Origin of the sequence: Sphingomonas oleivorans, assembly GCF_003050615.1 — a bacterium.
Taxonomy (GTDB): Bacteria; Pseudomonadota; Alphaproteobacteria; order Sphingomonadales; family Sphingomonadaceae; genus Sphingomonas_H; species Sphingomonas_H oleivorans.
Map to the genome: position 1 here is coordinate 682,387 of NZ_NWBU01000004.1, position 26,638 is coordinate 709,024.

The following is a 26,638-nucleotide window of genomic DNA, read 5'->3' on the forward strand; positions in this document are numbered from 1 at the left end:
CCTCCCCGCCCCGGCCCATGCCGGGGCACGAACCGCGCATCCTGCTCCCCGCCTCGCTCGACGCGGACGCCTTCTACCGGCGCGATCCCGCCGCCCGCCTCATTGCGCTTTCCGGGCGCACCATGGGCACGACATGGTCCGCCCATCTCGTCGCCGGCACCATTCCCGCCGAGCGCCTCCAGGCCGCCATCCAGGCCGAGCTCGACCAGGTCGTGGCCGAGATGAGCCATTGGGAGGCGGGATCCGACCTCAGCCGCTTCAATCGCGCGGCCCCGGGGAGCTGGCACAGCCTGCCCTCCGGCTTCTTCGCCGTTCTCGATACCGCGCTCGAACAAGCGGGCGCCACTGGCGGCGCCTTCGATCCCACTATCGGCGCGCTGGTCGATCTGTGGGGGTTCGGCGCCAAGCCAGCCCCGCTCGTGCCGCCCTCCGAAGCAGCAATCGCTGCTGCGCTTGCCCGCACGGGATGGAAGGGGATCGAGATCGATCGCCACGCCCGCCGCGCCCGCCAGCCGGGCGGCGTAGCGCTCGATTTCTCCGGCATCGCCAAGGGCTATGGCGTCGATCGGGTCACCGGCTGCCTCCGGGCCCATGGCATTGCCGACTATCTGATCGAGGTGGGCGGCGAGCTCAGCGGCGCGGGTATCAAGACCGACGGGCAACCCTGGTGGGTCGATATAGAGGCGCCCCCCGGCGCCGGCCTCCCCGCGACACGCGCCGCGCTCCACGGCCTGTCTATCGCCACCTCAGGCGACTATCGCCGCTTCTTCGATCATGACGGCCGCCGCTACGCCCACAGCCTCGATCCGCGCAGCGGCCGGCCGATCGGCAATGGCCTCGCCTCCGTCGCCGTCCTTCATGCCCAGTGCATGATCGCCGATGCGCTGGCGACCGCGCTGACAGTGCTCGGTCGCGAAGCTGGCCTCGCTCATGCTGCGCAGCATGGCATCGCCGCGCTGTTCGTCGAGCGCACCACCAGCGGCTTCAGCGAAAGCCTCTCCCCGGCGCTTGCGGCCATGGCGGACTGAGATGGCCGATCCCCTCCGCATCGGCCTCGCCATCGTCGCCACATCATGCTGGCTCGCACTATGCGTTGCCGCCTTCCGCGCCCATTACGCCCGCCGCCCGCGACCCTTCACCTTGTCGACGGACAGCATGCCCCTCCTGCTGGTCCATGCCAGCCAGACCGGCTTTGCCGAGCAGGTCGCCCAACGCACCGCTGTCACACTCGGCGACGCGGGCATCATGGTGCAGACGGTGTCGCTCGGCGAACTTGATCCAACGATGCTCACCTCGGTCGATCGCGCGCTTTTCATCGTCAGCACCACGGGCGAGGGCGACGCGCCCGACAATGCGGCCTCCTTCCTCGCCACCGCCGCGCGGCCGACCTCGCTTGCCGGCCTGCGCTATGCGCTGCTCGCGCTGGGCGACCGCCGCTACCGCCATTATTGCGCCTTCGGCCATCGGCTCGACCATTGGCTGAGGGCCAATGGCGCTCGCGCCGAGGCGGACCTGATCGAGGTCGACAATGGCGATCCCGGCGCGCTGCGCCACTGGCAACAGGGCCTGCGGCTGTTCGGCGCCGACAGCGACATGCCCGACTGGGCGCCGCCCGCCTATCAGCGCTGGCGCCTCGCCGGACGCCGCCTGCTCAATTCTGGCAGCTTAGGCGGCGAGATCCATCACATCATCCTCGAGCCCGAGGACAGGCTCCCTGACTGGGCAGCGGGCGACATAGTCGAGCTCTACCCCGGTCCCGCCGCAGACGCCTTCGCAGTGGACGGCCCGGCGCTGCCGCATCGCGAATATTCGGTCGCCTCGATCCCGGCGGACGGACGGATCGAATTGGTCGTCCGCCGCATGAGGCACCCCGATGGCCGGCCGGGCCTCGGCTCGGGCTGGCTATGCGAGCATGCCGCGCCCGGCACCGCGATTGCGCTCCGGATCAGGACCAATCGCGCCTTCCATGCACCCGAACCGTCCCGGCCGATGATCCTGATCGGCAACGGCAGCGGGATTGCCGGCCTGCGCGCGCATCTGAGCGCCCGGCCCGAGGCCAGCCGCAACTGGCTGCTCTTCGGAGAGCGCAGCGCGCTTCACGACCGGCTGTTCGCTGACGAACTCGACCGCTGGCGAGAGTCGGGCCGGCTCGCCCGGCTCGACCTCGCTTTCTCCCGCGACACGCCTGATCGTCCCTATGTCCAGCATCGGCTGCTCGATGCGGCGGATACGCTGCGCGACTGGGTGGAGCAGGGTGCCGCTCTCTATGTCTGCGGAAGCCAGGAGGGAATGGCTGCCGGGGTGAACGCCGCGCTCGCGACGATCCTCGGCGCCGATCGGCTGGAAGCGCTGGGAGAGGAGGGTCGTTACCGCCGCGACGTCTATTGAACCTGACCGCGCTCATCCTGCCATGAATATGTAAGCTGCAGCGAGCCTAGGCGTCCGCCCAGCGCCGCAGCAGATTATGATAGACGCCGGTCAGACGGATGATGGCGGCATCGCCCTGGCCGCGATCCGCGGCGATCGTCTGAATCGCGCTGTCGAGATCGAACAGCGTCCGCCGCGCGCCATCGTCGCGCACCATCGACTGGATCCAGAAGAAGGAGGCGATCCTCGCCCCGCGCGTCACCGGCGTCACATGATGCAGGCTGGAGGCGGGATAGAGGATCATATCGCCCGCATCGAGCTTCACCGAATGCGTGCCCAGATGATCCTCGACGGTCAGCTCGCCGCCATCATATTCGTCCGGACCGGACAGGAAGAGCGTCGCCGAAAGATCGCTGCGGATACGGAAGTCGCTGCCCCGCCGGATGCGGATCGCATTGTCGACATGAGTGTCGAAACGGTCGCCGCCGGCATCATAGCGATTGAACAGCGGCGGATAGACTTTGAGCGGCAGGGCGGCCGCGATGAACAATGGCGAACGCCCCAGCGTATCGAGCACATGGCCGCCCAGCGCCTGCGCCACGGGCGAATCCTCGGCAAGCTGCCGGTTGCGCTTGGCGAGCGCGGATTGGTGGCCCGAAGTGGCATTGCCATCGATCCATTCGGCGCCGTCCAGCGCCCGGCGGAACTCCGCCACCGCCTCGGCCCCGAGCAGGCCGGGTATCGCGATGATCATCGAAAAGCTGCCCTCAACCGCGCAACTGGAAGGGAATGGGCACGAAGCCGACCGCCTCGACCGCCCGTCCCGCCTGCATCCCCGGCCGGAACTTCCATTTGCGCACCGTCTCCAGCGCCGCCTTGTCGAGCCGCTCGAAGCCGCTCGATCGGGCTATGCTGATCTCCTTCACCCGGCCCTCGGGGGTGATGACGACGCGGAGCCGCACCGTGCCCTCCTCGCGCCGCCTGCGCGATTCGATCGGATAACGGGGGGCGTCATTGCCGAGATTGGCCGCGCTCGCATCGGGCGGCGCGATCGGTGCGGCCGGCCCGGCCATGACGGCCGGTTCGGCAGGCGCCGCAATCGTGACCGGCGCGGGCGGCGGCAGGATCGGCATGGGCGCGTTCGCTAGAGGCGGCGGCGCGGGCGAAACCGTCCGGACGAGAGGCGCGGGAGTAACGATCCGGGGCTCGATAGTCTTTTCCGGCTTCGCAGGCGCTTCTTGCGGAATGGCGGGCGGCGGTGGCGGGGCCTTCGCCACCGGCAGCGGGATCAGCTCGACAATCGTCGGAGCCGTCTCCCTGGGCTTGCCGATCTCGACCATGTCCAGCTTCACCAGCGCCGCGAGCAACGTTCCATGAAGCAGGATGATCGCCGCGATCACCGGCCAGTTGGGGCGCGAACGCACGCCGAAGCCGGAAAGCGATGGAACGGCAGCGGATGGAGAGATTGGCTCGGCTCTGGTGAAGCTGCGCGGACCGGCTGGCTGCTGCGGCCGGGCGGGAAAAATGCTGTCCGAGCGTCGGCGATAGGTCGCGTGCATGCCGATCCCACTGTTCGCGGCAAACCCGGCCGAGTCGTCGCCCGCGTGCCACTGGGGTGACTAACGCGAATACTATTGAGAAGCAATCTCAAATCCTGACCAGCCGGGTAGCAGATCGATGCCGGGCATCCGCGTCGGGAGGCCTCCCCCACGACGCGGCCCCTGACATCAGAAAGTGTAAGCGAGGCTCAGCACGGCCGAGCGCGCCTCACCGGGTGTCGCCCAGCCGCCGCTCACCACGCCCGTCGCCGCGGTCACATTGTGGCGGATGTTGGTGAAATATTTCTCGTCGGTGAAATTCTGGACGTTGAGCTGCGCGGTCAGCCGGTCGGTCACCGGATAGGAAAGGAAAGCGCGATGGACGAGATAATCGTCCGACCTGAGCTGCGTGCCGAACAACAGGCTGCGATTGTTGAACGCGAAGCTGCCCTGATAGGTGAGGCCATAGCCGAGCTGCAGGCCGAAGGGCAGCGTGTAGGTGGTGAATAGGCTGCCCGAATGTTTGGGCACCTGCGTCAGCTCGTCGCCGCGCGCCGGATCGGGCAATGCCGCGCTATTGCCGCAGGCCGTGCCCGGATTGGCAAGGCAATAGTCGGAAACGCTCTGCCGGATCTTGCTGTCCAGATAGGTGTAGTTGGCGAAGATCGTCCAATCCGGCGTGATGTTGCCGCTGGCGCCGAGCGCGATGCCGTCGACGCGCGAGCGGCCGTCCGGCACGGGCAGCGTCGTCACGACCGGATCGTTGGTCGCGACCCGGAAGTTGCGCCGGTCATTGCGGAACAGCGCGGCGGTGAGCTGGAGGCGGCGATCGAGCAGGTCCGCCTTGACGCCGATCTCATAATTATAGGTCTTCTCTGCCCCCGCATCGCAAGGATCTACCGGGCCGCCCGTGCCTCCTGTGAGCGCACCGCAGCCGAGGCGCACGGTCGTCGAGGTCGGTACGCGCGAATTGCCATAAGCGGCGTAGAGGCTCACCGTTTCGACCGGCTTGAAGTTCAGGCCGACGCGATAGGAGAAGAGATTGTCCGTGCTGCGCTGCTCCAGACCGCGCGTATAGGCGCCGAGCGTCGCGGGCGCGGTCGAATAGGTGTCGGGCCGGAAGACGGCCTTAACATGCTCGTAGCGCAGGCCGAAATTGAGCTCGAGCTGCTCGACGATCTTGCTGGTGTCGAACAGATAGATGGCGGCATTTTCGGATGTGCCGACCGAGCGGCCGGAGCGGATGAAATTGACCGGGCCGGTGTAGGTGGTGACGGGATTGGCGATGCTGATCGGCGTCTCGGCCAGGGTCGTGCCATCGGCATTGCGCAGCAAATTGCCCTGCACCAGCCTATAATCCTCGCTGGTGAGTGATCCACCCAGCACGACCGTGTGCTCCATGCCGCCCCAGTCGGCCACCGCCTTGAGGTCCGTCTGAGTGTAGAGAAGCTGATTTTCCTGGTTGCGCACCAGTCCGCGCGGGCCGCTCGGGCTATAGAAACCGGGCGTGGCGCAGGCGGCACCCACCGGCGTCACGCCGTTGGCGAGGCAATAGCTTCCTTGCGGCGCACTGGTGACCGACTCCTGGTCCACGCGCTGCCAGCGCGTCAGGTTGCGGATCGAGACGGCATCGCTGAATTCATGGACGAAGCGCAGGGTGAGCTGGTCGAGCCTGATGTCCTGCTTGTCGAGATTCTCGATCCCGAAATAGTCGGAACGGTCGACGCCCGGCAGGATCCCGTCGCTCAACCCAGTCTTGAAATAGGGCACGCCATAGACGGGGACGTTGTCGTCCTCCTGATGGAGATATTGGAAGGTGAGGCTGGTGGGGCCGTCTATGCCGATCGTCGCCGAAGGGGCCACGCCCCAGCGCTTATATTTCTCCACGTCGCGGCCGGGAAAATCGTTCCTGTGCACGACGCCGTTCAGGCGCAGCGCGACCAGATCGGTGAGGCGGACATTGCTGTCGACCGTGGCGCGATAATAATCATCGGTGCCGATGCCGGCCTGGACGATGGTGAGATCATCGGGCTGCGGCGTCTTGCTGACGAGGTTGATCGTGCCGCCGACCGAGCCCGATCCGTTGAAGACGCTGTTCGCGCCATTATAGACCTCGATCTGCTGGAGGTTGAACGTCTCGGTGCGGCTATATTGCGCGCTGTCGCGAACGCCGTCCTGGGTGATGTCGTTATTGGCAGAATAGCCGCGCAGGTTGATGCTGTCGCCATAGCCGCCGCCGCCTTCGCCCGCGCCGAAGGTGATGCCCGGAATCGTCGAGAGCGCGTCGCGCAGCGTGAGCAGATTCTGCTTCTTGAGCGTCTGATTGCTGATGACCGTGATCGTCTGCGGCGTATCGAGCAGCGCGGCGGTGGCCTTGAGGCTTTCCACCCGTTCGACCTTGATCTCGTCGGCGATCGCCGTGTCGGTGACGGTGACGCCCTGAAGCTCGGCGCCCTCGCCTTCCGGCGGCGTGGCCTGCGCCATGGCCGGCGCGGCGCAGGCCGCAGACGCGATCATGCCGACGCAGGATAGCGCGATGAAGCGCATCGAGCCCGCCGCCGAAGCCTGCTTGTGCAGAAGATCCTTCATATTCCCCTCATCATCGTGCCGCCCTGCCGGCAATGAGGGTTTGCTAATGAGAGTCGTTCGCGAGGTCAAATTTATTGAGAAAGATTCTCACTATCATCGGTAAAATTCGCGGGACCCTTCTGCCGGCAGCCTTGCTGCAGCCGCCGGAACAGCCAGACGCGGATGGCGCTGGCCAAATTGGGAGGTTGCGCCTCGGTCACGCGCGCGGCGTCGATCCGCGCGACCAGCGCGTTCAGCGGCAGGGCCTCTTCGGCCGCTGCCGCTGCGAGCGCGGTCCAGAAAATGGGTTCCAGGCTGATCGAGGTGGCATGGCCGGCAATCATCACCGACCGTTTCACCGGACCGCTACCAGCGGCAGCCGAGCGCCGCGCGCTCAATACATATGCTGGCCGCCGTTGATCGACAGGGTCGATCCGGTGATGAAGCCAGCATCCTCGCTGCATAGAAAGGCCACGCCGCGCGCAATTTCATGCGCATGGCCGAGCCGGCCGACCGGGATCTTGGAGACGATCTTCGCAAGCACATCCTGCGGCACGGCGGCGACCATGTCTGTATCGATATAGCCCGGCGCAATGGCGTTCACGGTCACGCCGAACTTGGCGCCTTCCTGCGCCAGCGCCTTGGTGAAGCCATGGATGCCCGATTTGGCCGCGGCATAATTGACTTGGCCATATTGGCCGGCCTGGCCGTTGACCGAGCCGATGTTGATGATCCGGCCCCAGCCGCGCTCGCGCATCCCCGCGAAAGTCGCCTTGGCCATGTTGAAGCAGCCGCCGAGATTGACGTCGATCACCTCTTTCCACGCCTGATAGCTCATCTTGAGCAGCGTGCCGTCGCGCGTGATGCCGGCATTGTTGATCAATATGTCGACCGAGCCGAGCTCCTGCGCCACCTGGGCGACGCCCTCGGCACAGGCATCATGATCGGCTACGTCCCATTTATAGGAAGCAATGCCCGTCCGCTCGGTGAAGGCAGCGGCCTTGTCGACATTGCCCGTATAGGTGGCCGCAACCGTCACGCCCGCATCCTTGAGCGCTAGGCTGATCGCCTCACCAATGCCGCGGGTGCCTCCAGTTACGATCGCGACTCGTGCCATTGTCGATGATCCTCTCTTGATTGGACGTCAGGGCAAGTCGAGCCAGCCCCGCATCTCCTGTTTCATAAGCTTTTCCAGGAGATCGATACCGGCTTTTCCTGCATTCAGGCAAGGTAGATAGGCAAAAGATCGTCCACCTTTGGACTGGAATATTTCCCTCCCGCGAATTGCCAGCTCCTCGAGCGTCTCGAGACAATCGGCAGAAAAGCCCGGAGCGAAGATCGCAAGCTTGCGCACACCCTTGCCGGCCAGCGCCGCCAGCGTCGCGTCGGTCGCCGGCTCGAGCCATTTGGCCGGCCCGAAACGCGACTGGAAGGAGACGATCAGCTCGCGGCCCAGCGCCTCGCTTAGCAAGCGCGCCGTCGCCTGGCATTGACAATGATAGGGATCGCCCAGATCCAGCGTCCGCTGCGGCATGCCGTGGAAGCTCGCGACAATCGCCTCCGGCTCGAAATTGAGCGCGGCCAGCTCCTCCTCCACGCGCGTCTTCAGCGCGGCGATATAGGCCGGATGGTCATAATAAGGCGGCAGCGTCCGGATCGCCGGCTGCCAGCGCATCCGCGCGAGCGCGGCGAAGGCCGCGTCGTTCGCCGTCGCCGTCGTCGCCGCGCTATATTGCGGATAGAGCGGCGCCAGCAGGATCCGGTCGCAGCCCGCATCCTTCAGCGCCGCGACCCGCTCCGCAATGGCGGGCCTGCCATAGCGCATCGCATGATCGACGATCACGCTTTCCCCCAGCCGCTCGGCCAGCGCCGCCGCCTGCGCCCGCGTGATCGCGGCGAGCGGCGATCCATCCTCGCGCCACACCTGCTGATAGGCATGCGCCGATTTCCGCGGCCGCGTGGTCAGCACGATACCGCGCAGGATCGGCTGCCACAGGATGGGCGGAATCTCCACGACGCGCCGATCCGACAGGAATTCGCCCAGATAGCGGCGCACCGCGCGCGGCTCGGGCGCATCGGGGGTGCCGAGATTGACGAGCAGCAGCCCGATCCTGCCCGTCGCCACAGGCGGATGATCGGCCGGCCTCATTTCGTGCCTCCGGGACGCAACGGCAGATCGCGCAGCCGTTCGCCCGTCGCCGCGAAAAGCGCATTGGCGAGCGCGGGTGCCACCGGCGGCACGGCGATCTCGCCCACGCCGCCGGGCGCCTCCCCGCTTTCGATCAGCTCCACCCTTATCTCCGGAATGTCGGCCAGCCGCGGCAGGCCCAGCCCATCGAAATTGCGCACCGTCGCCACACCTTTCTCGATCCCGATCGCGCCGCCCAAGGCCGCCGCCATGCCCCAGATGATCCCGCCCTCAATCTGCTGGCGAACGATGTCAGGATGGATGATGCGGCCGCAATCGACCGCCGCCACGATCCGGTCGACCATGACCGCTCCGTCCCTGACGCGCAGCTCGGCGAGCATCGCCACATGGCTGCCGAAGCTGCTGTGCGCCGCGATGCCCTGGCCCGATCCGCGCTCCCCGCCGCTCCAGCCGCCGATCGCCGTCACCCGGTTGAGGCAACGGGCGAGGCGCGGATTGCCGCCCAGCATCTGCATGCGGAAGGACAGGGGATCGATGCCCGCCCGCGCGGCCAGCTCGTCCACGAAGCTTTCGGTGAAGAAGGCGGTATAGCTATGCGCCACCGAACGCCACATGCCCGTTTCGATCCCGATATCGGCGGGCGCATGCTCCACCACCACCGCCGGAATGGCATAAGGCGGGTTGGCACCTTCCACCGCCGCGGCCTCGGCGCCGTCGCCGGGCAGCAGGGCGCCGGGCATCAGCCGCCGGTTCATCGCGCCGATGGTGGCGGGCGCCGCGATCCGCGCGCACCATCCCTGGATCGCGCCACGCGGACCCAGCCGCGCCGTCAGGAGGGCGCGCGCCGGCGGGCGATAGCGGCAGCGCATCGTCTCCTCCTCGCGCGACCACATGAGCTGCACCGGCTTGCGGGAAAGCTTGGCGAGGATCGCCGCCTGCTCCGCCGCGTCATTTTCGATCTTCCGGCCGAAGCCTCCGCCCACCAGCATGGGATAGATGGTCACCTGTCCCTCGCCAAAGCCGATCGCCCGCGCCACCGCCGCGCGCGTCAGCCCCGGCGCCTGGGTCGGCACCCACAGCTCCATCCGGTCGCCCGTCAACCGCGCGGTCGCGTTCAGGGGCTCCATCGGGGTATGCGCGGCCAGCGGCACGGAATAGGCTGCCTCCACCCGTCCGGCGCCGTTCAGCGCCGCCTCGCCCTCGCCCGTCTCGACGAAGCGCTCCGCCTCGCCCCCGGCCAGCGCCGCCTCCAGCGCCCGGCCGATCTGCCGGTCGTCGGGCGGGTTCGCGCCAGCGAAGCGCGGCGCCATCGCCTCCAGCGCCTGATTGGCCGCCCACCAATTGGTCGCGACCGCCGCCACCCAGCGCGGATGCTCGAAGACATGCAGCAGGCCGGGCACCTTGTTGCCCGCCGGCTTGTCGAGCCCCACCAGGCGGCTGTCGCCATGCGGCCCATGCCGGACGGAGGCATAGACCATGTCGGGCAGCCGCACATCGCCCGTGAAGCGCGCCGATCCGTCCACCTTCGACGGCAGATCGATGCGCGGCACCGGCTGCCCCGAAATCCCGCCGCTGCCCGGCCTGCGCAACAGCACATCGGCCGGCGGCGCGAGCATCGCCGCCTCCGCCGCCAGCTCGCCGAAGCGCAGCCGCTCCTCGCCATGGGTGACGAAGCCGGCCTCGGTATCGCAGGTCCGCCAGTCCGCCTGCCAGCGCTTGCCCGCCGCCATGCAGAGCAGCGCGCGGGCGGATGCACCCGCCTCGCGCATGCGCTGTTCGAACGCGCGGATCGAGCTCGACCCGCCCGTGATCATCAGCGCCTCGCGCGTCGCGATCTCGCGCGCCGCCCAGCGCGCGGCACCGCGCAGGAAGCCCGGCACCATGCCGTCCGCCGCCTGCTCCAGCAGCAGCTTATTGGCATAGAGCGGATTGATCGGCGCCGGTTCCACCGCGATCGTGCGCCAGTCCGCGCCCAGCTCGTCGGCCAGCGCCTGCGGCAGCGAAGTCCACACGCCCTGCCCCATCTCGGCCTGCGGCACGATCACCGTGACATGGCCGTCCTCGCCAATCTTCAGAAATGCGTCGAAGATCGTCTCGCCGGGCGCCGCCACCAGATTATGGCCATAATGCCGCGGCCAGGCCGCCCAGGCGATCAGCAGCCCGACACCCGCGCCGCCGCCGACCAGCAGCGTCCTGCGATTGATTCCCTTGTCTTTTTTCACGCCTGTCGCCATCCGGCTCCTGATAAGGTTCGGCGCGCGGCAATGCCAGCACCCTTCCCGTTTGATGCGCCTCGGCCTATGGGGAGCGGGCAATCACGGGGAACCCCATTGAGCCTCACCCTCCTCGCCGCCGCCGCCACCGCCGACTTCTTCCATTATGACGCGCTCGGCCTGTCGCCGGTCGCGCTCGATCTCGGCTTCTTCCAGCTTCGCTGGTATTCGCTCGCCTATATCGCGGGCATATTGATCGGCTGGTGGTATCTGCTGAAGCTGATCGCCCAACCGGGCGCGCCGATGACCCGGCACCATGCGGACGACATGGTCTTCTATGCGACGCTCGGCATATTGATCGGCGGGCGCCTCGCCTATGTCTTCTTCTATCAGCCGGAAATCCTGCGCAATCCGATCGACATATTGAAGCTGTGGCAGGGCGGCATGTCCTTCCATGGCGGGGCGATCGGCGTCATGATCGGCATCCTCCTGCTCGCCCGCAAACATGGGCTGAACTGGCTGCGCGTTCATGATTATGTCGCCTGCTGCGTTCCCTTCGGCCTTTTTTTCGGCCGCCTCGCCAATTTCGTGAATGGCGAGCTGTGGGGCCGGGAGACGGACGTGCCCTGGGCGATGATCTTCCCCGATCCCAATGCCGGCGGCGTGCCGCGCCATCCCAGCCAGCTCTATGAAGCCGCGCTGGAGGGCATAGTCCTCTTCGCAGTCCTCGCCTTCTTCTTCTGGCGGACGAAGGCGCGCTACGAACCGGGCAAGCTCGTCGGCATCTTCCTGCTCGGCTATGGCCTGTCGCGCTTCATCGTCGAATTTTTCCGCGAGCCGGACGTGCAGCTCGGGACGCTGAGCTGGGGCCTCACAATGGGCCAGACGCTGACGCTGCCGATGATCCTCGGCGGCCTCTATCTGATCGGCACCGCCAAGGGCCGCCGCCAGCGGGTCGAGCCGATCGCCGGACGTGACAGCGTCGCCTGATCTCGCCGCCCGGCTGCGGGCGGCGGCGCCGCTCTCGCTCGCCTGCTTCATGGGAGAAGCGAACGCGCATTATTATGCGACGCGCGATCCCTTGGGCGCGGGCGGCGATTTCGTCACCGCGCCGGAGATCAGCCAGATGTTCGGCGAGCTGATCGGCCTCGCTTTGGCCGATCTGTGGGATCGCGCCGGCCGGCCGGCCGTTCGCTATGTCGAACTCGGCCCCGGCCGGGGCACGCTCGCCGCCGATGCGCTGAGGGCAATGCGCCGCATCGGCCTCGCCCCGCTTGTCCATTTCGTCGAAACCAGCCCCGTGCTACGCGCGGCGCAGGCGGAGCGGGTCCCCGATGCCCGCTGGCATAACGGCATTGACGACCTTCCCGATGATGCGCCGCTCATCATCGTCGCCAATGAATTTTTCGACGCGCTGCCGATCCGCCAGTTCATCCGCACCGAAGCAGGCTGGCGCGAACAGATGGTGCAGGCGCAAGGCGACGGCTTCCTGCTCCAGCCCGGCAGCGATCCGCAGGACGACGCCATCCCCGCCTCGCTGCGCGATTCCTCCCCCGGCAGCATCGTCGAAACCGCGCCACAGGCCGCCGCGATCATGGGTGCGCTCGGCCGGCGCCTCGCAGCACAGGGCGGTGCGATGCTCGTCTTCGACTATGGCCATGCCGGGCCCGCGATCGGCGACACGCTGCAGTCGGTGCGCGCGCATGGCTTCGCCGATCCGCTCGCCGAGCCGGGGACGCGCGATCTCACCGCCCATGTCGATTTCACCGCGCTCGCCGATGCCGCGCGCGCGGGCGGCGCCACGCCCAGCCGGCTCGTGCCGCAGGGCGAATGGCTGGTGACGCTCGGTATCGCCCAGCGCGCCGCGGCACTCGCACGCAGCGCGCCCTCCCGCGCCGAGGAGATCGCCGTCGCGCATCGCCGCCTGACCGCCGCCGACCAGATGGGCCAGATCTTCAAGGCGATGGCCTTCACCGCGTCCGGCTGGCCGACCCCGGCCGGCTTTTGATAAGGAAAGAGGCATGACCGTCTCGCCCATCCGCGCCAGCACGCTTGCAGATCTCGCCCATGGCTTTCTCGGCCGCGAGGGCGGCGTTTCGACCGGCATCCATGCCGGGCTCAATGTCGGGCTCGGATCGGACGATGATCGCGCCGCCATCCACGAGAATCGCCGTCTTGCGGTGGAGGCGGTCGCGCCGGGCACGGCGCTCGTCACGCTTCATCAGGTCCATTCGGCCGAGGCCGTCACCGTGACCGAGCCCTTCCCGGAAGATGCCCGCCCCCATGCCGATGCGCTGGTGACGGATCGCCCCGGCCTGCTGCTCGGCATATTGACCGCGGATTGCGTGCCCGTGCTCTTCGCCGACGCCGAGGCAGGCGTGATCGGCGCCGCCCATGCCGGCTGGAAAGGCGCGATCGCGGGCGTGACCGACGCGACCATCGCGGCGATGGAGCGGCTCGGCGCCAGCCGGTCGCGCATCGCCGCCGCGATCGGCCCGTGCATCGCGCGCGCCTCCTATGAGGTGGATGACGGCTTTTTCCGTCGCTTCGCCGAACAGGATCCCGCGAACGAGCGCTTCTTCGCGGACGGCGTCCGCGCCGATCGCCACCAGTTCGATATCGAAGCCTATGTCGCGGCCCGGCTCGCCGAGGCCGGCCTGGAGCGGATCGAAGCGCTCGGCCTCGACACTTATGCGGACGAACGCCGCTTCTTCAGCTTCCGCCGCGCGACCCATCGCGGCGAGCCCGGCTATGGACGGCAGATTTCGCTGCTCGCCCTGCCGTCCTGAAGTGCCGGCCCGTCAGAAGGGCAGGATGCGCGATTTCTCGGTGAAGCGCATATAGCCGACATTGGCGCCCAGCCGCCAGCCGACGCCCAGCCGGATCGGGATCAGCACGACATTGCCGCGCCGCAAATAGCTCGCGGTGAAACCGCCGACGAGATAGGCATTGCCCTCCGCTGCGGGGAAGCGCGCGAACAATTCCTGGCTGTCGTAGAGATTATAGACCAGCACGAAGGTCTTGCCCCCGTTCGCGCCAAGATCGAAGCCCACCGACGGCCCCGTCCAATAGACCGGCCGCTCGCCCTCCACCTTGTGGAACATCGTGCCCGATCCGTAGCGCACGCCGATCGCCAGCGCGCCGCCGACCTCGCGTCCGGCGATATAGGCATTGGGCTCACCCTGATCCTTGAGCACCTTCTCGATCAGCTTGGCGAGGCCCTCCGCACCCTTGCCGAACACGCCCTCGGCGGCGGCGAGCACGTCATTTTCCTGATAGGTGCCATTCTCGGATGCGGCAGCGGCAGCCTGCGCAGCCGGCGCGGGCGGCCGGGCGGGGGCGGAAACGGGCGCCGGAGCCGGGGCAGACGTCCCGTTCTCCGCCGGCGGCTCGGCCGGCATGGTCGTCGTGCCGCCGGCGGGCGCGGCCATGCTATGGGCATCATTGGGGTCGACGGTGCGGATCTGCGCCGCCCCCGGCCCGGCCATGGCCAGCCCCAGCGCAGCACCCAGCCCGACCATCATCCTCGTCATCATCATCTTCTTCCCCCGGGATCCCGATCGGCCCAGTAAAGCGTTCGGGCCTGTCTCGGCAATGAACGACGGGACAGTGGCTCGCATCCTTGCGTCGGCCCGGGGGACAGCTCGGGTGAATCCACTCTGTTGCCTGCCGCCCATCGTCCCGCTATAGCCCGCCAACCGGCCGAGCCTGGAGACGTGGGTGAGTGGCTGAAACCAGCGGTTTGCTAAACCGCCGTACGGGGTTAACCCGTACCGAGGGTTCGAATCCCTCCGTCTCCGCCATTTGCCGCCGATTGCGCGATATTCTGCGAGATGGCTCCCCAATCATCGCCGATTACCGCACGGGTCCGCAGGGACTTGACAAGAGTTGACGAACATTCGGCTCAGCCGGATTCGATCCATTGCGGTCAGCGACCTCCCCGGACCAAATGTCAGCTTTTTGTTGTGACAGTGGCCGTTCTTTGCCGCAGGAGTTGCCACGAAAGATATCAGAACTTCGTCAACAAGTCCGCGTTTGTCCGGCCACCGCATAGGCACCTGAACATCGTTTCCGATATTCATTTCCTAAACAAATCGGAGATATCGTCGATGGCAGCCGCTGTGGATGACAAAAGGCCCGATTTTATCACGATTGGTTGGCCCAGATAGGCCCAATAGAGGAAGGCCGCACGATGTGCAGCCTTTTGGCTTTCTACCCCGGATTCCTCAAGCAACTTTGAAATGAAAGCCATTCTGTCAGCATCGACAGAGGCGACGACCGCCGCAACTTTGTCGTCATCTATGGCCCAGGCTCGCAGAGCCTTATCGAGTGATCTTATCGACAGATCGTCCCTTGGCTCGCCAGAAAATGCGCGACTCAACAACGATTTCAAACGGTCTGGCTCGTCATGATCGGCCTCTAATTCCCGGATGACCCTTTGCGTTGCCCAGTCCTTCCAGCTCTCTAAAAGTCGTGACCGAAAATCGGCAATGTCTCGGAAGTGCCAATAGAAGCTACCCCGAGAAACGTGGAGCTCGGCGGCCATGGCGCCGATCTTCAAGGCGCTAGGGCCATGGGCAGCGAGTGTGCGCAGGCCGTGCCCGATCCAGTCGGACTTTGTAAGGCGGTCATTCATGGGACCAACCATACATATCTGTATTGACTTCCGGCAATGCGCATTCCACTAACCATACAGTGATGTATGGGGGAAGCGTAGGGATATGGACTGGCACAGCACAGCCTTGATGGCAGCCGGAGTGATAGGCGGCGGGACGGCGGTTGCTCACGGCATCCTATTGCAGAGGCTAATAGTCCGCCGGATTGAGACGCTTCTTGTCGCGGACGAAGCGATATTGCGAAGACTCATACCGCTGCTCCTGCAATTCACCACGTTTAACTGGTTGCTTAGCGGCTTCGCTTTGATTGCTGCAGCCATGTGGTTTGGAAATGAGGTGCAGCTCGCAGTGAGCTTTTTCGCGGGCAGTTCTTTTCTCTTTGGCGCTCTGGGCGCTCTTTGGGGAACACGCCGTCTTCACCCAAGCTGGATTCTAATGACCGCTGCACTCGCTATGATCGCCTTCGGAGTAATGCCCGCGATCAGCCCTTCGAACTGAGCGCTTTCGGATGCGGCATCTGGGAGACGAAATGCAGCGCCGCCGCCAACCCGTTTTTTTGCAGGGTCAAGAGAATATTATACTCCATGCATGCGAAATTTGATGAAGCACTTCAGTCAGATTTCATCAATGCAAGTAAATCGAAGGAGTGTTTCGTGCGGCCATTTGCTGTATCCATCCCAAAAAATTGCGAACACATTTTGCCGTCAGTCGACTTCTGCGACGCGTTTGCTATTGACACGCCCGTTGCGACGCTGAGCGCACCTCAAGCCGCACAGTTGGCATTCAGCCGGCCGCCCGGTTGGATTGCAAAACTTCTGGCCATTCGTAACGTTCTCGTCTCTCCGTTCGGGCTGAAGTCCGGCGCTGAGGCCGATTTGTCAGACCGTCCCCGAATTGGCCTCCCTGTCTTTTCATCTTCCCCAGAGCGCGTCGTTCTGGGCCTTGACGACATACACCTTAACTTCCGGCTCATCGTTGACGTGACAAATCTGAACGACACCACTTGTCGGGTTATTGCCACTACGTTGGTTCAGCGAAACAACTTACTCGGTCGCATTTATCTCGCTACCGTCCTGCCATTCCATAGAATCCTTGTCCCTGCACTACTTGCGCCCCTCGCTCGACCGCAGTCCGGCCTGCCATAGCCTGTTCGCTCCCGAGTGACCGGAACGGGTCCCACTCCGGCCGAAACACGAAGGTACGCTTCTGAGAAGCGCCAGAAACGTCTGGAAACGGGACGTCCCTGCTCCTTCCGGTGGGCGACGAACCACCCGTTGCAGACGCTGCAAGGAGTCACTTGGGCGAGCTTGGAGGGCTACAGCGTAAACGTAATTCTCATCTGGTTCCCGCGCGGCCCGCCATAAACGCCTGAAATAGCCAGCCTTATTGGATGCCGGCTCCGCTTGAGAATCCCCTCCGCCTAACAACCAATTGATATTACGCGATTTACTTCCGAAGTATTTGGCTTCGAGCGATGCCATTTTTCTTGGCGAGACACTGATCTTGCATGCCTCTTCACTGCTTTTCCCAAAATTCGCTGAGCGCTTGCGAAATCGAGAGCGGGGAGAGCGACCGGTAGGCAGCAGGATCCTTCCGTACCGACGCAGTACGCAGTTCATGCGAGGGCAGAAGAGGAATCAGGCGTTTTACGAGCGCCAGGCACATACCAATTATGCCGAGCGCCACTGTCAGGACGACCCAACGGGTCATCCTGCATGGCCGGTGCTCAGAACCGATAGGAGATGCCGAGGCCTGCGGTCGGCTGCCAGCGCCGGCCCTCGTCGACCACGGGGCTGTCGGCGATATCGCCGACCAGATAGGATGCGCCCAGGCGGCCGATCACGCCGATGCTCCGGTCGAACCAGTAGCCGGCGGTGACGCCCGCGCCGAGATCGCGCAGTCCTGACCCCGGCCGATATTCCGGCAGACCCGAAGCGGCCGCATCGGCTGCCGTCACACCGAAATAGGTGCGGGCATAATCCTTGTTCGCCCAGCTGAGCTGGCCATCGAGCGACAGGAAGAAGTCGCTTCGCCGAACCGCCGCATAGGAAGCCTGGGCGGTTGCGAGCAGACCGTCATGCGTTCCTGAAATGTCGTGGAGCATGGTCAGCTCGAGCTGGACCGCGCCCTCGCCATAGGCGTTGCCGCCGAACCGGTAGCCGACAAAGCCGCCGGCCTCGATCGCCGTATCGATTTCGGGCAGCAGGCCGACCGCGCCATCGGCATCGTCGCGCGATAGCCGCGCGCTGATGACCGGGCCGGCGGCGAAGCGGCTGTCGGGCATGAGGTCGGCGCGCCCACGAAGCCCGCGAAACTCGAAGTCGACGCCGCCCCACCGCACGTCCGCCATGCCGAAGGGGATGACGCGCAGATCCTCCGCGCCATCATATTCCGGCGTCACGCCCGCCCCGAGCGCGACGAAGCCATGGGGACTGCCATTATCTTCGGGCGCCGGGGACTGCGCCGCCGCCGGAATGGCCAGGACGGCGGCAGCAAGGCTGGCGAGGATCGGGAGGACTTTAGGCATGGATTCACTCCTTTCCTGGGCGGTCAGGCCCGCATGTTCAGCAACAGCTTTCCCTGCACCGTCCGGCTCTCCAGCCGGCGATGGGCCTCGGCGGCCTGCCCGAGCAGCAGGACATCATCGACGAGCGGAGCGATCCGGTTGGCCGCCAGCAGATCGAGCAGCGCCATCAGATCCTCGCGAAAGGCGCTGGCGGCCCGCCGGGCGGCCGTGCTGACGCGGTAGAATACCGCACGTCTGTCGCCGGCAAGCAGCGATCGGACCTTGAGCGCGAGCAGATGCAGCGCGATACGCGGCATGATCGGCCCCCTGCCGAGCATGCCCGTGAAGCCGTAATTGACGAGCCGACCACCGGGCGCGAGCAGCCGCATGCCGCGCCAGGTCTCACGACCGCCAATGGGATCGAGGATGATATCGAAGCCGCCGATCTTCGCGGCGACATCGGCGGTTTGCTGCGCGTTCGAGAGATGGGTCGCGCGATAGCGGCGGACGGCGGCTGCCTTCTCCTGTGCAGCGACGCCATAGGCGATGAGGTCCAGCGCGGCAGCGAGATCGAGCACGGCGGAACCGACGCCCCCGGCCGCGCCATGCACCAGGACGGACTCGCCCGCCTGCGCATCGGCCACCCGGCGCAACATCTGCCACGCGGTCACATAGTTGAGCGTCAGGCAGGCTGCCGCCTGCGGATCGACTTCCGCGGGCACAATCGCGATCCTGTCGACCGGCACAAGGGCATGGCTCGCATAGCCGCCGAGAAAGGTGAGCCCGACGACCGTCCGGCCGAGCAGATCCTGATCCACCTCCTCGCCGACCGCCTCGACCGTGCCGACGACATCCCAGCCCGGCGTGTAAGGAGGCCGTGGACCGCCCGGATAGTCGCCCATCCGCATCAGCAGATCAGAATAAGCGACACCGGCATATTGGACCGAGACCAGAATTTCGCCTCTTGCCGGGGAAGGAATATCGACGGAGCGAAGGTCCAGCACATCCGTGGCGCCGAAGCGTTCGACAACGACCCGCCGCACCATCACCGCGCACTCCGCCAGAGATACCGGATGAGGATCAGGCTTGCCACGAGCGACGTCAGGAGGCCTATCGCCGCGCCGATGCCGAAGCGACCCTGCACCAGATAATCGGCGGTCGCCGTGGCGAACACGCCGACGCCCATGCCGAAGGCGAGCAGCAGTGCCGGGAACATGCGCGGTGAAGGCAGCAGCGAACCTGCGATCAGAACGGCGCACACAATGAGGTCGGGCACGAGGAAGATATTCGTCGCCCGCCAATTGTCGCCGACAAAGAGGAACGCGACCGTGCCTGCAGCGGTGCCCACCGCTACGATGCGGAGCAGCACGGCAGGAAGCCAATCCGATCTGCGTTCATTTTGCATTGCCGACCGATCCCGAGCGGGTTTATGCGAGTCATAACTCGCAAAAGAGGATTTACGAGCTAGGACTCGCATATGTCAACTGAAGATGGTGCCAAGGCCCCGATCCGGCGGCGCGAACGGGGCGAACGGCGAATGGCGCAGATCGTCGAGGCCGCCGCCGTGGTGCTGGTCGAGCGCGGCTATGAGAATGCGAACACCAACCTGATCGCCGCGCAGGCCGGCATCTCGCCCGGCTCGCTCTACCAATTCTTCCGCAACAAGGAGGAGATCGCCCGGGCCGTGGCCCGGAACTACGCCGCGATTTTCGCCGAGGCGCTTGACCAGGCCTTCCTGATCGAGATCGCCGACCTGCCGGTGGAAGCCATGGTCGACCGTATCGTCGACACGCTGATCGCAGTGAACGTCGCGCATCCGGCGCTCCGCACGGTCTTTCGCGGCTGGGATGCGCCGCCGGGTCTCGCCGAAGCGATCCGGCCTCTGCAGGAGGGCATCATCGACCGGGTTACGATGATCGTCGCACGGCGCCTGCCCGGCCTGGCGGAGGCGGAGCGGAGGGTTATCGCGACAGTCACTATCGAGATTTTCCGCGGGCTCGTGCCGCTCGTCCTGCTGTCCGACACGGAAAGACGCCCCGTCTTCACCCGCGAGCTCAAGCGCGCGCTCACCAGCTATATCGCCGCAGCTGAGACGGATGCCGCACTTCACGTCAGGTGAAGCCAGCCCGCTGGGAACGGCAAGGCTGGTCATCGAGCGGCCTGGCCGCGAGGGCGAGGGCGTTCGACCGCTGCCTTGGATGCCGACAAGGTGTCGCGCATCATCTGGGCATATTGGCGCTCCAGGAAGAATTTGCGGAAGAGGAAGTCGCCGAACGCGCCGAAGAATCCCGGCCACCGGTTGCGGCGAAGCTGGAAGCCATATGTCCATCGCACCAGCGTGCGCCCGTCACGAAGCTGCGTATGGACGAAACGGCCGACGCCATATTCGATCGGGCGGGCCTGCCTGGTCGAATAGTTCCACACAACATAGCGGAACTCCGCAGGGCTGGCCTCTTCCCGCCTGACCAGGATCTGCTCGACCAGGGTCGATCCGTCGCTCAGGCAGGTGATACGGCGGGCACCGGCGGGCTCGAACGCGCCGGGCGTCAGCATGAATGTCCCGGTAACGCGGGGCAACGATCCCTCCTGCTGGATCGTATCCTCCAGCGAGGTCGCTTTCGCGACCGCCAGCACCCGCGAGAGCGGTGCATCGATGATGCTCTCCTCCATGTGCGAAACCAGATTCTCGAAGGGCGCTGTCCGCGGTGGGGGCGTATCGACAAAGCCTGCAGGCGGCCGGCAGGCCGCGGCAGCATCGGACGCAAAGCTGAGGCATGTGGCTGCGGCGATTGCGGCCGCGATCCGTCTCCACGGGCGAAGAGCCCCCTTGTGCGTTCGGCAGGTCATGTCGGCCCCTAGTTGACAGCGTCAACCCAATGGCCGATCCGGTTGACGATGTCAACTAGGCGGGCTAGGCTCGCTTGGATGAGCACGCGTGACAGCCTGATCGCCGCCGCCGCCGGTCTCCTGGACAGTTCCGGTCCCGATGGGGTTACGTTGCGTGCGGTCGGCAAGTGCGCGGGCGTCTCGCACAACGCGCCCTACAAACATTTCCAGGACAAGGAGGCGCTGCTTGCCGCGGTGGCGGCGCAGGAACTGCGTGTTCGCGGGGCCGCAATGCAGGCTGCGGTCGAGGAGGCCGCGACACCGCTCGACGCCCTTCGGGCGATGGTGCGCGATCATGTGGACTGGGCGATGCGCCACCCGCGTCGCTTCCACCTCATATTCGGCCTATGGACGCGATATGACGAAGAGCTGGATCGTGCCGCCGGCGAGACGCGGCGGCTGTTCGTGCAGGCGGTCCGGGCAGCGCGCGAGAGCGGCGCCCTTCGCGCGCATGACGACGAACGAACGGCGGCGTTGCTCATGTCCCTGGCGCATGGTGCCATTGATCTGGCGCTTGGCGGACATCTTGCCGAAGACGGAAAAGGACGCGCGGACCCGCAGGGCCTGGTCGATGACCTGATCGCCGTGCTCAGCGTCAATCCCTAGGGGCCGAAACGCGCCGGTCTCCTGATCAGCCGGTCGGCGTCACGGCCCGCGAGATCTCTCCCACATCGTCGAGGAACTGGATCGCTCCCTGCCCCAGCTTCCGGTGCGATCGGTGCATGGCGATGGTCCTTATTATTGGAAGGGCGGGTCAGCAGACCTCGACTCAACTGTCGCTGCCGGAATATTGGTCGGCCGTGCGGATCAACGGGATTGCGCCCTGCACGGCCTGTCTTCCGACGAAGCCCTTTGCGTCTCTCGATGCGCCGAAAACGCCGGCCGGGATCGGGATCATTCCGGGCCTCCCGTCAAGGCCGATCTGGGCTTCGACAGCCTGAATTCACGCCGAAGGACCGGAAAGCCGTGGAACGCCGGAGCGCCCGACCGGCTGGGCTCGGGCGCGCTTTCGCCTCCCCTGCCCTCTATAGTAGAAGCGGGCGGAGATAGTCCCTCATCGGACCGGACCGGGAGGATGTCATGATTCACCATGTCTCGGTTGGCACCAATGATATCGGACGCGCCCGGGCCTTCTACGATCCGGTCCTGTCGCTGCTCGGCGTTCGGCTGCTCGCAGAGAATGGAAAATCCGCCGACTATGGCGTCGGCGAAATATTGTTCAGCGTGGAAACGCCGATAGACGGCCGGCCCGCAAGCGCAGGAAATGGCGTCCATATCGCCTTCCAGGCGCGCGATCGCGCGATGGTCCGGGAATTTCATCGGCTCGCGCTGGCGCATGGCGGCACCGATGAAGGGGTGCCCGGCGTCCGGCCCGAATATGATGCCCATTATTTCGGGGCCTTCGTCCGCGATCCGGATGGAAACAAGATCGAGGCTGTCACCTTCTCAGCCAAATGACGGCCGACACCGGATTCATGGTGAGGCTAGGCCATGCATGACAGGCATTGCGATCCGAGCGTCCCGACATCTGCGCGCATATCCTTGCCGGAGGTCAGAATGGCGCGGACTTGCTGTCGAGATCGGGCAAATCGACGATCGATGGTGGCGGGAGCAGGGTGACCGACTTTCCCAGCTCGATGACTTCACGGTCATGACCCATGGCGAGCGGCCCCGAATAGCCGGCCGCACGAACCCGGGACAGGATCGCGGCGTCGCCAGGGGCGCCGCCCAGTTCCTTCTTCACGATATGAGAAAAGATAGCGAGCTTTGGGCGCGTCTCGACGAACAGACGCGCCGCCTGTTCGGGCGTCGTCAGCTTCGCGAGTACGCCCTGCATCTCCGGCAACGCGCTGAGCCGCGGGCTGAACGCGATGACGTTGCTCACGACAAGGTCCACATCCTGTGCCGCCGCGACGACATTCGCGCTGTACGTCGTGTCACCGGACAGCACGGCTGCGTGGCCTGCGCGGTCGATGCGATAGCCGAAGGCCGGATTGCCATCGTCATGCTCGACGGCGAAGGCGGTGACACGCATGCCGTCGCGGTCGAAGATCGTGCCAGGCGCGAGCTCGTGCACGGTCACCGCGATCGCCCCGGCGGGATTGAAGCGATTGACGCGACTGGCAACGTCATGGCCGTACATCGCCAGCATGCCCGACACCATCGCGCGCGTTCCCGGCGGTCCCCAGATCTCCAGCGGCGCAGTGCGGCCGAGCAGGAACCAGGGCGTGATCCACAGATCGGGCAGGCCCGCAATATGGTCGCTGTGAAGATGGGTCAGGAAGATGCGCGTAATTCGCTTTGGATTGATGCGCTGTTCGTAAAGACGCTGCAAGATGCCGCGCCCGGCATCGAAGAGCAGCAACGTGTCGCCGCCTTCGACGAGCGTCGCATAACCGGCCCGGTCGGGCGTAAGCTCGGGCCCGCCCGTTCCCAGCAGATGAATGCGCAACGCAGGCGGTGCCGCCGAGACTGCCGGCGAGGTTCCGACGAGGAACAGCGCAGCCAGAACCGTGCCCAGGGCCGAGGCGGACGAACATCTACGCATCCAGGCGCAGCGGGCATTGCGGATCATAAAACCACCTCCAGAAGCTGCCATTTGCAGCATGATCGGCGAACGGCTGCAACAAGGCGGATACGGCCGTTCGGCTGTGCGCCTTCGACCGGCGTCACCAATGTCCGCATCATGGAATGCTTTCGGCTCTCGCGGTGCAAAATGGTGTCCAGCGACCGCAATTCCGTGCTTCCCTGCGAGCGCGATGAGGTGACGGTCGATCAGGTCGGCGGTGCCGGGCAGCTGCTCCGAGAGGAACCAATCGGTTCAGGGACGGTTCGCATTCCCAAGTTGCTGCTACAGAAGGGCCGCGACCGGAGGCTTGATCCCAAGCGGAAAAAGGCATGACCCCAACGGCATTTCCTCGGCCCGGCGGATTGACGAGCGCGCTGCGGCTCGACGGAACCCCGCCAGGCGGCAGGCACTGATCGGACGATCGGGATCAGGCAATGACCGAAGGAGCCGGCAGGGGATGAAGTTCGTCATTTTCGGCCTGACGGTCAGCTCGTCCTGGGGCAACGGCCATGCGACCTTGTGGCGCGGGCTGATCCGTGCGCTCGCCCGCCAGGGACATTCGGTCGCCTTCTTCGAGCGCGATGTTCCCTATTATGCGGCCAATCGCGACCTCCGATCGCTCTCGGACGGCGCGGCGCTTGTCCTCTATCCCGATTGGGAGAGCATTCGTCCGGCAGCCGCGGCGGCGCTGGCCGATGCCGACGTCGCGATGGTCACATCCTATTGCCCGGACGGGATCGCGGCTGCCGCGCTGATCTTCGACAAAGCGCCGGGCGTCGCTATCTTCTACGATCTCGACACGCCGGTCACGCTGGCGCGGCTCAGCGCCGGGGAAGCGCTTCCCTATCTGCCGCCGCAGGGGCTGGGCGAGTTCGACCTGGTGCTGAGCTATACCGGGGGCCAGGCGCTCGATGCGCTTCGCGACCGGCTCGGCGCGCGCCGGGTCGCGCCGCTCTACGGTCATGTCGATCCGGACCAGCACCGGCCCGCCGCGCCGATGCAGGCGTTCCGCGCCGACCTCTCCTATCTCGGCACCTTCGCCGCCGACCGGCAGGCGGCACTCGAAATCCTGTTCATCGAACCGGCGCGGCTGCGGCCCGGCTGCCGATTCGTCCTTGGCGGCTCCGGCTATCCGCAGGACTTCCCCTGGACCGACAATATCTATTTCGTGAAGCATCTGCCCCCGCCCGATCACCCGGCCTTCTTCAGCTCCTCCCGCCTGACCCTGAATGTCACCCGCAGCGACATGGCGACGATGGGCTATTGCCCCTCCGGGCGCCTGTTCGAGGCGGCTGCCTGCGGAACGCCTATACTCAGCGACTGGTGGGAAGGGCTCGACGCCTTCTTCGAACCCAGGGCCGAGATTCTGATCGGCCGCAGCGCGGAGGATGCGATCGCGGCGCTCGACCTTTCGGACGAAGAGATGGCGCGTATCGCCAAAGCAGCCCGCGATCATGTGCTCGGGGCGCACAGCTCAGCGCACCGCGCACGCCAACTGGTCGAACTCATCCGGGACATCGGCGCGCTGGCGCCAGCGATCGCGCCGACCATGGGGCCGACCACGGAGCCGACCATGGGACTGGGCGCCCGACTAGCGACAGGAGGATGATATGTGGGGCGTGATACCGGCGGCAGGCAACGGCACACGCATCCAGCCACTCGCTTTTTCCAAGGAGCTGCTGCCGGTCGGCGGCCGGTCCGAGGAGCGCATCGAACGGCCCAAGGCGGTCAGCGAATATCTGGTCGAACGGATGGTATGCGGCGGCGCCGACAAGATCTGCTTCGTCATCTCGCCCGGCAAATCCGACATCATGGAATATTATGGCGGTAGCCGGGTGCCGGGCGCCGATATCGCCTTCATCGTCCAGCCGCGCGCGATCGGCCTGTGCGACGCCATCTTTCGCGCATGCCCGGTCGTGCCGAAGGACGAACCGGTCGTGATCGGCCTGCCGGATACGATCTGGTTCCCCGAAGACGCGCTGTGCGCGCTGCCCGACGACAGGCTTTCCTTCCTGCTCTTCCCGGTCGACCAGCCTCGTTTCTTCGACGCGGTAATGACGGACGAGGCCGGCCGGGTGCTCGAAATCCAGGTCAAGTCGGAGGCGGCGCGATCCAACTGGATCTGGGGAGCCTTCAAGATGCCCGGGCACATCTTCCACGAGCTGCACCATTTCTGGCGCGCCCGGCCCGAACCCGACGAATATGTCGGGACGCTGGTCAACGCCTGGCTTGCGCAGGGCGGCGAGGCCATGGGCGTGCGCGCGGGCCTATCCTATGTCGATGTCGGCACGCTCGACGGCTACCGCTCGGCCATGCAACTGCTCCGACCGGCTGCACAAGAACAAGATATGTCGGCGCGGATCCCAATGTGAAGGAACTTCTGGAGAAATTCCGCTCCGGCACCGCGATTGAGGAACCGATCGCGATCGTCGCCGCCCATCCCGACGACGAGACGATCGGGATCGCCAGCCGCCTCGGCCGCATCAAGCGGCTGCGGCTGATCCATCTCACCGATGGCGCACCGCGCGATCATGCCGACGCGCATCGCAAGGGCTTCGCCGACTGGAAAGCCTATGCCGAGGCGCGCGAGCGGGAGCTTTGCGCCGCGCTGGACCGGCTCGGCGCGGCCGGGGCAGAGCGACGGCGCTACGCCTTTGCCGACCAGTCGGCCATTTTCGCAGCCCGCGAGATCGCCGATCGGCTGGTCGATGACCTGGCCGGCATGGCGGCGGTGCTGACCCATCCTTACGAACATGGCCATCCGGATCATGATACGGCCGCTCTGGCCGTATGGATGGCCTGTTGCACCCTCGCCGGGCGCGACGGACGGCCGCCCGAGCATATCGAATTTGCCTGCTATCATCGCGACGGCAATGCGGGGCTGTTCGGTCGTTTCCGGGCCACCCCCGCCCGCGCGGAAATCCGGATCGATCTCGACGCCGGGGAGGAGGCGACCAAGCGCGCGGCCATCGCCTGCTTCGCCAGCCAGGCGGCCATGCTCGCGCATTTTCCGCTCACCCCCGAACGGTTTCGTCGCGCACCGGATTATGATTTCGCCGCGCCGATCTCGCCCGGCGCGGCGCTCTACGATCTTTTCGGCTGGGATATGACCAGCACGCGCTGGGAAGAGGCTGCCGCCGCTGCGCTCGGCCGCCGAACGGGCGCGACGAACGGCGCGGCGCGATAACCCGCATGATGGGTTGGTGGAGCGGCAGCAGCTACTCTG

27 protein-coding genes and 1 tRNA gene are annotated in these 26,638 nt (G+C 65.8%); 14 read left to right on the forward strand and 14 right to left on the reverse strand.

The window, feature by feature from the left end:
- Positions 1-122 precede the first annotated feature (122 nt).
- Both CLG96_RS03460 and CLG96_RS03465 read left to right on the forward strand, forming a co-directional pair.
- The gene (locus CLG96_RS03460) at positions 123-1,028 is read left to right on the forward strand and encodes an FAD:protein FMN transferase (RefSeq protein ID WP_207796573.1); all 906 of its coding nucleotides are present in this window, start codon (positions 123-125) and stop codon (positions 1,026-1,028) included.
- 1 nt (position 1,029) lies between these two features.
- Entirely contained in the window at positions 1,030-2,388 is a 1,359-nt protein-coding gene (locus tag CLG96_RS03465; RefSeq protein ID WP_107966427.1) for a sulfite reductase subunit alpha, read from the forward strand.
- 46 nt (positions 2,389-2,434) lie between these two features.
- On the opposite strand, the gene CLG96_RS03470 is transcribed toward CLG96_RS03465, so the two are convergent.
- The 7 genes from CLG96_RS03470 to CLG96_RS03500 form a co-directional block, all read right to left on the reverse strand.
- On the reverse strand, positions 2,435-3,121 hold the full coding sequence (locus tag CLG96_RS03470; RefSeq protein ID WP_107966428.1) for a Fe2+-dependent dioxygenase: 687 nt from the start codon (positions 3,119-3,121) through the stop codon (positions 2,435-2,437).
- Positions 3,122-3,134: 13 nt separating this feature from the next.
- A complete protein-coding gene (locus tag CLG96_RS03475; protein WP_165799512.1) occupies positions 3,135-3,791 on the reverse strand; it encodes an energy transducer TonB in 657 nt (218 codons plus the stop codon).
- A gap of 303 nt (positions 3,792-4,094) precedes the next feature.
- Complete coding sequence (locus CLG96_RS03480) at positions 4,095-6,494, reverse strand: TonB-dependent receptor (protein ID WP_243395584.1); 2,400 nt, start codon at positions 6,492-6,494, stop codon at positions 4,095-4,097.
- A gap of 71 nt (positions 6,495-6,565) precedes the next feature.
- Positions 6,566-6,871 (reverse strand): ribbon-helix-helix domain-containing protein, encoded by a 306-nt coding sequence (locus CLG96_RS03485; protein WP_423828180.1) that lies wholly within the window; start codon positions 6,869-6,871, stop codon positions 6,566-6,568.
- Complete coding sequence (gene phbB / locus CLG96_RS03490; protein WP_107966431.1) at positions 6,868-7,590, reverse strand: acetoacetyl-CoA reductase; 723 nt, start codon at positions 7,588-7,590, stop codon at positions 6,868-6,870. Before phbB ends, CLG96_RS03485 begins: the two co-directional genes overlap by 4 nt.
- A gap of 27 nt (positions 7,591-7,617) precedes the next feature.
- Entirely contained in the window at positions 7,618-8,622 is a 1,005-nt protein-coding gene (hemH, locus tag CLG96_RS03495) for a ferrochelatase (protein WP_107966432.1), read from the reverse strand.
- Positions 8,619-10,856: a xanthine dehydrogenase family protein molybdopterin-binding subunit gene (locus CLG96_RS03500; protein ID WP_107966433.1), complete on the reverse strand. Its 2,238-nt coding sequence runs from the start codon at positions 10,854-10,856 to the stop codon at positions 8,619-8,621. Before CLG96_RS03500 ends, hemH begins: the two co-directional genes overlap by 4 nt.
- 66 nt (positions 10,857-10,922) lie before the next feature.
- Here CLG96_RS03500 and lgt point away from each other — a divergent pair, with 66 nt between their 5' ends.
- Genes lgt through pgeF form a run of 3 tightly spaced genes read left to right on the forward strand, consistent with a single transcriptional unit; the run spans position 10,923 to position 13,624 of the window.
- On the forward strand, positions 10,923-11,825 hold the full coding sequence (gene lgt / locus CLG96_RS03505; RefSeq protein WP_423828181.1) for a prolipoprotein diacylglyceryl transferase: 903 nt from the start codon (positions 10,923-10,925) through the stop codon (positions 11,823-11,825).
- A gap of 49 nt (positions 11,826-11,874) precedes the next feature.
- Positions 11,875-12,843, forward strand: a complete 969-nt coding sequence (locus tag CLG96_RS03510; protein ID WP_107966815.1) for a class I SAM-dependent methyltransferase — start codon at positions 11,875-11,877, stop codon at positions 12,841-12,843.
- 13 nt (positions 12,844-12,856) lie between these two features.
- Positions 12,857-13,624: a peptidoglycan editing factor PgeF gene (gene pgeF, locus CLG96_RS03515; protein ID WP_107966435.1), complete on the forward strand. Its 768-nt coding sequence runs from the start codon at positions 12,857-12,859 to the stop codon at positions 13,622-13,624.
- Positions 13,625-13,636: 12 nt separating this feature from the next.
- Here pgeF and CLG96_RS03520 read toward each other — a convergent pair whose 3' ends face one another.
- Positions 13,637-14,371 carry a DUF1134 domain-containing protein gene (locus tag CLG96_RS03520; RefSeq protein ID WP_107966816.1) on the reverse strand — a complete coding sequence of 245 codons (735 nt, stop codon included), beginning with the start codon at positions 14,369-14,371 and terminating at the stop codon, positions 13,637-13,639.
- Positions 14,372-14,545: 174 nt separating this feature from the next.
- Between CLG96_RS03520 and CLG96_RS03525 the strand changes: the two genes are divergently transcribed.
- Positions 14,546-14,638 (forward strand) — tRNA-Ser (locus tag CLG96_RS03525).
- A gap of 275 nt (positions 14,639-14,913) precedes the next feature.
- On the opposite strand, the gene CLG96_RS03530 is transcribed toward CLG96_RS03525, so the two are convergent.
- Positions 14,914-15,471 (reverse strand): TetR/AcrR family transcriptional regulator, encoded by a 558-nt coding sequence (locus CLG96_RS03530; RefSeq protein ID WP_207796545.1) that lies wholly within the window; start codon positions 15,469-15,471, stop codon positions 14,914-14,916.
- 85 nt (positions 15,472-15,556) lie between these two features.
- On the opposite strand from CLG96_RS03530, the gene CLG96_RS03535 reads away from it, so the two are divergent.
- Together CLG96_RS03535 and CLG96_RS03540 are read left to right on the forward strand one after the other, a co-directional pair.
- Positions 15,557-15,949 (forward strand): hypothetical protein, encoded by a 393-nt coding sequence (locus CLG96_RS03535; RefSeq protein WP_107966437.1) that lies wholly within the window; start codon positions 15,557-15,559, stop codon positions 15,947-15,949.
- Positions 15,950-16,035: 86 nt separating this feature from the next.
- Positions 16,036-16,596 (forward strand): DUF2867 domain-containing protein, encoded by a 561-nt coding sequence (locus CLG96_RS03540; RefSeq protein WP_107966438.1) that lies wholly within the window; start codon positions 16,036-16,038, stop codon positions 16,594-16,596.
- A gap of 581 nt (positions 16,597-17,177) precedes the next feature.
- Here the strand turns inward: CLG96_RS03540 and CLG96_RS03545 are convergent.
- From CLG96_RS03545 to CLG96_RS03555, 3 genes are read right to left on the reverse strand one after another with little or no spacing between them, the layout of a single operon-like run.
- Positions 17,178-17,978 (reverse strand): MipA/OmpV family protein, encoded by an 801-nt coding sequence (locus tag CLG96_RS03545; protein ID WP_107966439.1) that lies wholly within the window; start codon positions 17,976-17,978, stop codon positions 17,178-17,180.
- Between the two features lie 23 nt (positions 17,979-18,001).
- Positions 18,002-19,003, reverse strand: a complete 1,002-nt coding sequence (locus CLG96_RS03550) for a zinc-binding dehydrogenase (RefSeq protein WP_107966440.1) — start codon at positions 19,001-19,003, stop codon at positions 18,002-18,004.
- On the reverse strand, positions 19,003-19,326 hold the full coding sequence (locus tag CLG96_RS03555) for a hypothetical protein (RefSeq protein ID WP_133175331.1): 324 nt from the start codon (positions 19,324-19,326) through the stop codon (positions 19,003-19,005). The genes CLG96_RS03550 and CLG96_RS03555 overlap by 1 nt, the downstream gene beginning before the upstream one ends.
- Positions 19,327-19,434: 108 nt before the next feature.
- Between CLG96_RS03555 and CLG96_RS03560 the strand changes: the two genes are divergently transcribed.
- Positions 19,435-20,076 carry a TetR/AcrR family transcriptional regulator gene (locus CLG96_RS03560; protein WP_107966442.1) on the forward strand — a complete coding sequence of 214 codons (642 nt, stop codon included), beginning with the start codon at positions 19,435-19,437 and terminating at the stop codon, positions 20,074-20,076.
- 29 nt (positions 20,077-20,105) lie between these two features.
- Here the strand turns inward: CLG96_RS03560 and CLG96_RS03565 are convergent, their stop codons facing one another.
- Complete coding sequence (locus tag CLG96_RS03565) at positions 20,106-20,627, reverse strand: hypothetical protein (protein WP_107966443.1); 522 nt, start codon at positions 20,625-20,627, stop codon at positions 20,106-20,108.
- 255 nt (positions 20,628-20,882) lie between these two features.
- On the opposite strand from CLG96_RS03565, the gene CLG96_RS03570 reads away from it, so the two are divergent.
- On the forward strand, positions 20,883-21,449 hold the full coding sequence (locus CLG96_RS03570; RefSeq protein WP_207796546.1) for a TetR/AcrR family transcriptional regulator: 567 nt from the start codon (positions 20,883-20,885) through the stop codon (positions 21,447-21,449).
- A gap of 474 nt (positions 21,450-21,923) precedes the next feature.
- Positions 21,924-22,301, forward strand: coding sequence for a VOC family protein (locus CLG96_RS03575; protein WP_107966445.1), 378 nt, complete (start codon positions 21,924-21,926; stop codon positions 22,299-22,301).
- 94 nt (positions 22,302-22,395) lie between these two features.
- Here CLG96_RS03575 and CLG96_RS03580 read toward each other — a convergent pair whose 3' ends face one another.
- Positions 22,396-23,418 (reverse strand): MBL fold metallo-hydrolase, encoded by a 1,023-nt coding sequence (locus CLG96_RS03580; RefSeq protein WP_165799513.1) that lies wholly within the window; start codon positions 23,416-23,418, stop codon positions 22,396-22,398.
- Between the two features lie 451 nt (positions 23,419-23,869).
- Here CLG96_RS03580 and CLG96_RS03590 point away from each other — a divergent pair, with 451 nt between their 5' ends.
- The 3 genes from CLG96_RS03590 to CLG96_RS03600 are packed head-to-tail and all read left to right on the forward strand — an operon-like array spanning position 23,870 to position 26,599.
- Positions 23,870-25,021, forward strand: coding sequence for a CgeB family protein (locus tag CLG96_RS03590; protein WP_107966448.1), 1,152 nt, complete (start codon positions 23,870-23,872; stop codon positions 25,019-25,021).
- 1 nt (position 25,022) lies between these two features.
- A complete protein-coding gene (locus CLG96_RS03595) occupies positions 25,023-25,784 on the forward strand; it encodes a nucleotidyltransferase family protein (protein WP_107966449.1) in 762 nt (253 codons plus the stop codon).
- Entirely contained in the window at positions 25,781-26,599 is an 819-nt protein-coding gene (locus tag CLG96_RS03600; RefSeq protein WP_165799514.1) for a PIG-L deacetylase family protein, read from the forward strand. The genes CLG96_RS03595 and CLG96_RS03600 overlap by 4 nt, the downstream gene beginning before the upstream one ends.
- Positions 26,600-26,638: the final 39 nt, after the last annotated feature.

Coding starts and splice junctions, on each gene's coding strand:
- CLG96_RS03460 (WP_207796573.1), top strand. CDS start 123: ATGGGCACGACATGGTCCGCCCATCTCGTCGCCGGCACCATTCCCGCC.
- CLG96_RS03465 (WP_107966427.1), top strand. CDS start 1,030: ATGGCCGATCCCCTCCGCATCGGCCTCGCCATCGTCGCCACATCATGC.
- CLG96_RS03470 (WP_107966428.1), bottom strand. CDS start 3,121: ATGATCATCGCGATACCCGGCCTGCTCGGGGCCGAGGCGGTGGCGGAG.
- CLG96_RS03480 (WP_243395584.1), bottom strand. CDS start 6,494: ATGAAGGATCTTCTGCACAAGCAGGCTTCGGCGGCGGGCTCGATGCGC.
- phbB (WP_107966431.1), bottom strand. CDS start 7,590: ATGGCACGAGTCGCGATCGTAACTGGAGGCACCCGCGGCATTGGTGAG.
- hemH (WP_107966432.1), bottom strand. CDS start 8,622: ATGAGGCCGGCCGATCATCCGCCTGTGGCGACGGGCAGGATCGGGCTG.
- CLG96_RS03500 (WP_107966433.1), bottom strand. CDS start 10,856: ATGGCGACAGGCGTGAAAAAAGACAAGGGAATCAATCGCAGGACGCTG.
- lgt (WP_423828181.1), top strand. CDS start 10,923: ATGGGGAGCGGGCAATCACGGGGAACCCCATTGAGCCTCACCCTCCTC.
- CLG96_RS03510 (WP_107966815.1), top strand. CDS start 11,875: ATGGGAGAAGCGAACGCGCATTATTATGCGACGCGCGATCCCTTGGGC.
- pgeF (WP_107966435.1), top strand. CDS start 12,857: ATGACCGTCTCGCCCATCCGCGCCAGCACGCTTGCAGATCTCGCCCAT.
- CLG96_RS03520 (WP_107966816.1), bottom strand. CDS start 14,371: ATGATGACGAGGATGATGGTCGGGCTGGGTGCTGCGCTGGGGCTGGCC.
- CLG96_RS03530 (WP_207796545.1), bottom strand. CDS start 15,471: ATGAATGACCGCCTTACAAAGTCCGACTGGATCGGGCACGGCCTGCGC.
- CLG96_RS03535 (WP_107966437.1), top strand. CDS start 15,557: ATGGACTGGCACAGCACAGCCTTGATGGCAGCCGGAGTGATAGGCGGC.
- CLG96_RS03540 (WP_107966438.1), top strand. CDS start 16,036: ATGCATGCGAAATTTGATGAAGCACTTCAGTCAGATTTCATCAATGCA.
- CLG96_RS03545 (WP_107966439.1), bottom strand. CDS start 17,978: ATGCCTAAAGTCCTCCCGATCCTCGCCAGCCTTGCTGCCGCCGTCCTG.
- CLG96_RS03550 (WP_107966440.1), bottom strand. CDS start 19,003: ATGGTGCGGCGGGTCGTTGTCGAACGCTTCGGCGCCACGGATGTGCTG.
- CLG96_RS03560 (WP_107966442.1), top strand. CDS start 19,435: ATGTCAACTGAAGATGGTGCCAAGGCCCCGATCCGGCGGCGCGAACGG.
- CLG96_RS03565 (WP_107966443.1), bottom strand. CDS start 20,627: ATGGAGGAGAGCATCATCGATGCACCGCTCTCGCGGGTGCTGGCGGTC.
- CLG96_RS03570 (WP_207796546.1), top strand. CDS start 20,883: ATGAGCACGCGTGACAGCCTGATCGCCGCCGCCGCCGGTCTCCTGGAC.
- CLG96_RS03575 (WP_107966445.1), top strand. CDS start 21,924: ATGATTCACCATGTCTCGGTTGGCACCAATGATATCGGACGCGCCCGG.
- CLG96_RS03580 (WP_165799513.1), bottom strand. CDS start 23,418: ATGATCCGCAATGCCCGCTGCGCCTGGATGCGTAGATGTTCGTCCGCC.
- CLG96_RS03590 (WP_107966448.1), top strand. CDS start 23,870: ATGAAGTTCGTCATTTTCGGCCTGACGGTCAGCTCGTCCTGGGGCAAC.
- CLG96_RS03595 (WP_107966449.1), top strand. CDS start 25,023: ATGTGGGGCGTGATACCGGCGGCAGGCAACGGCACACGCATCCAGCCA.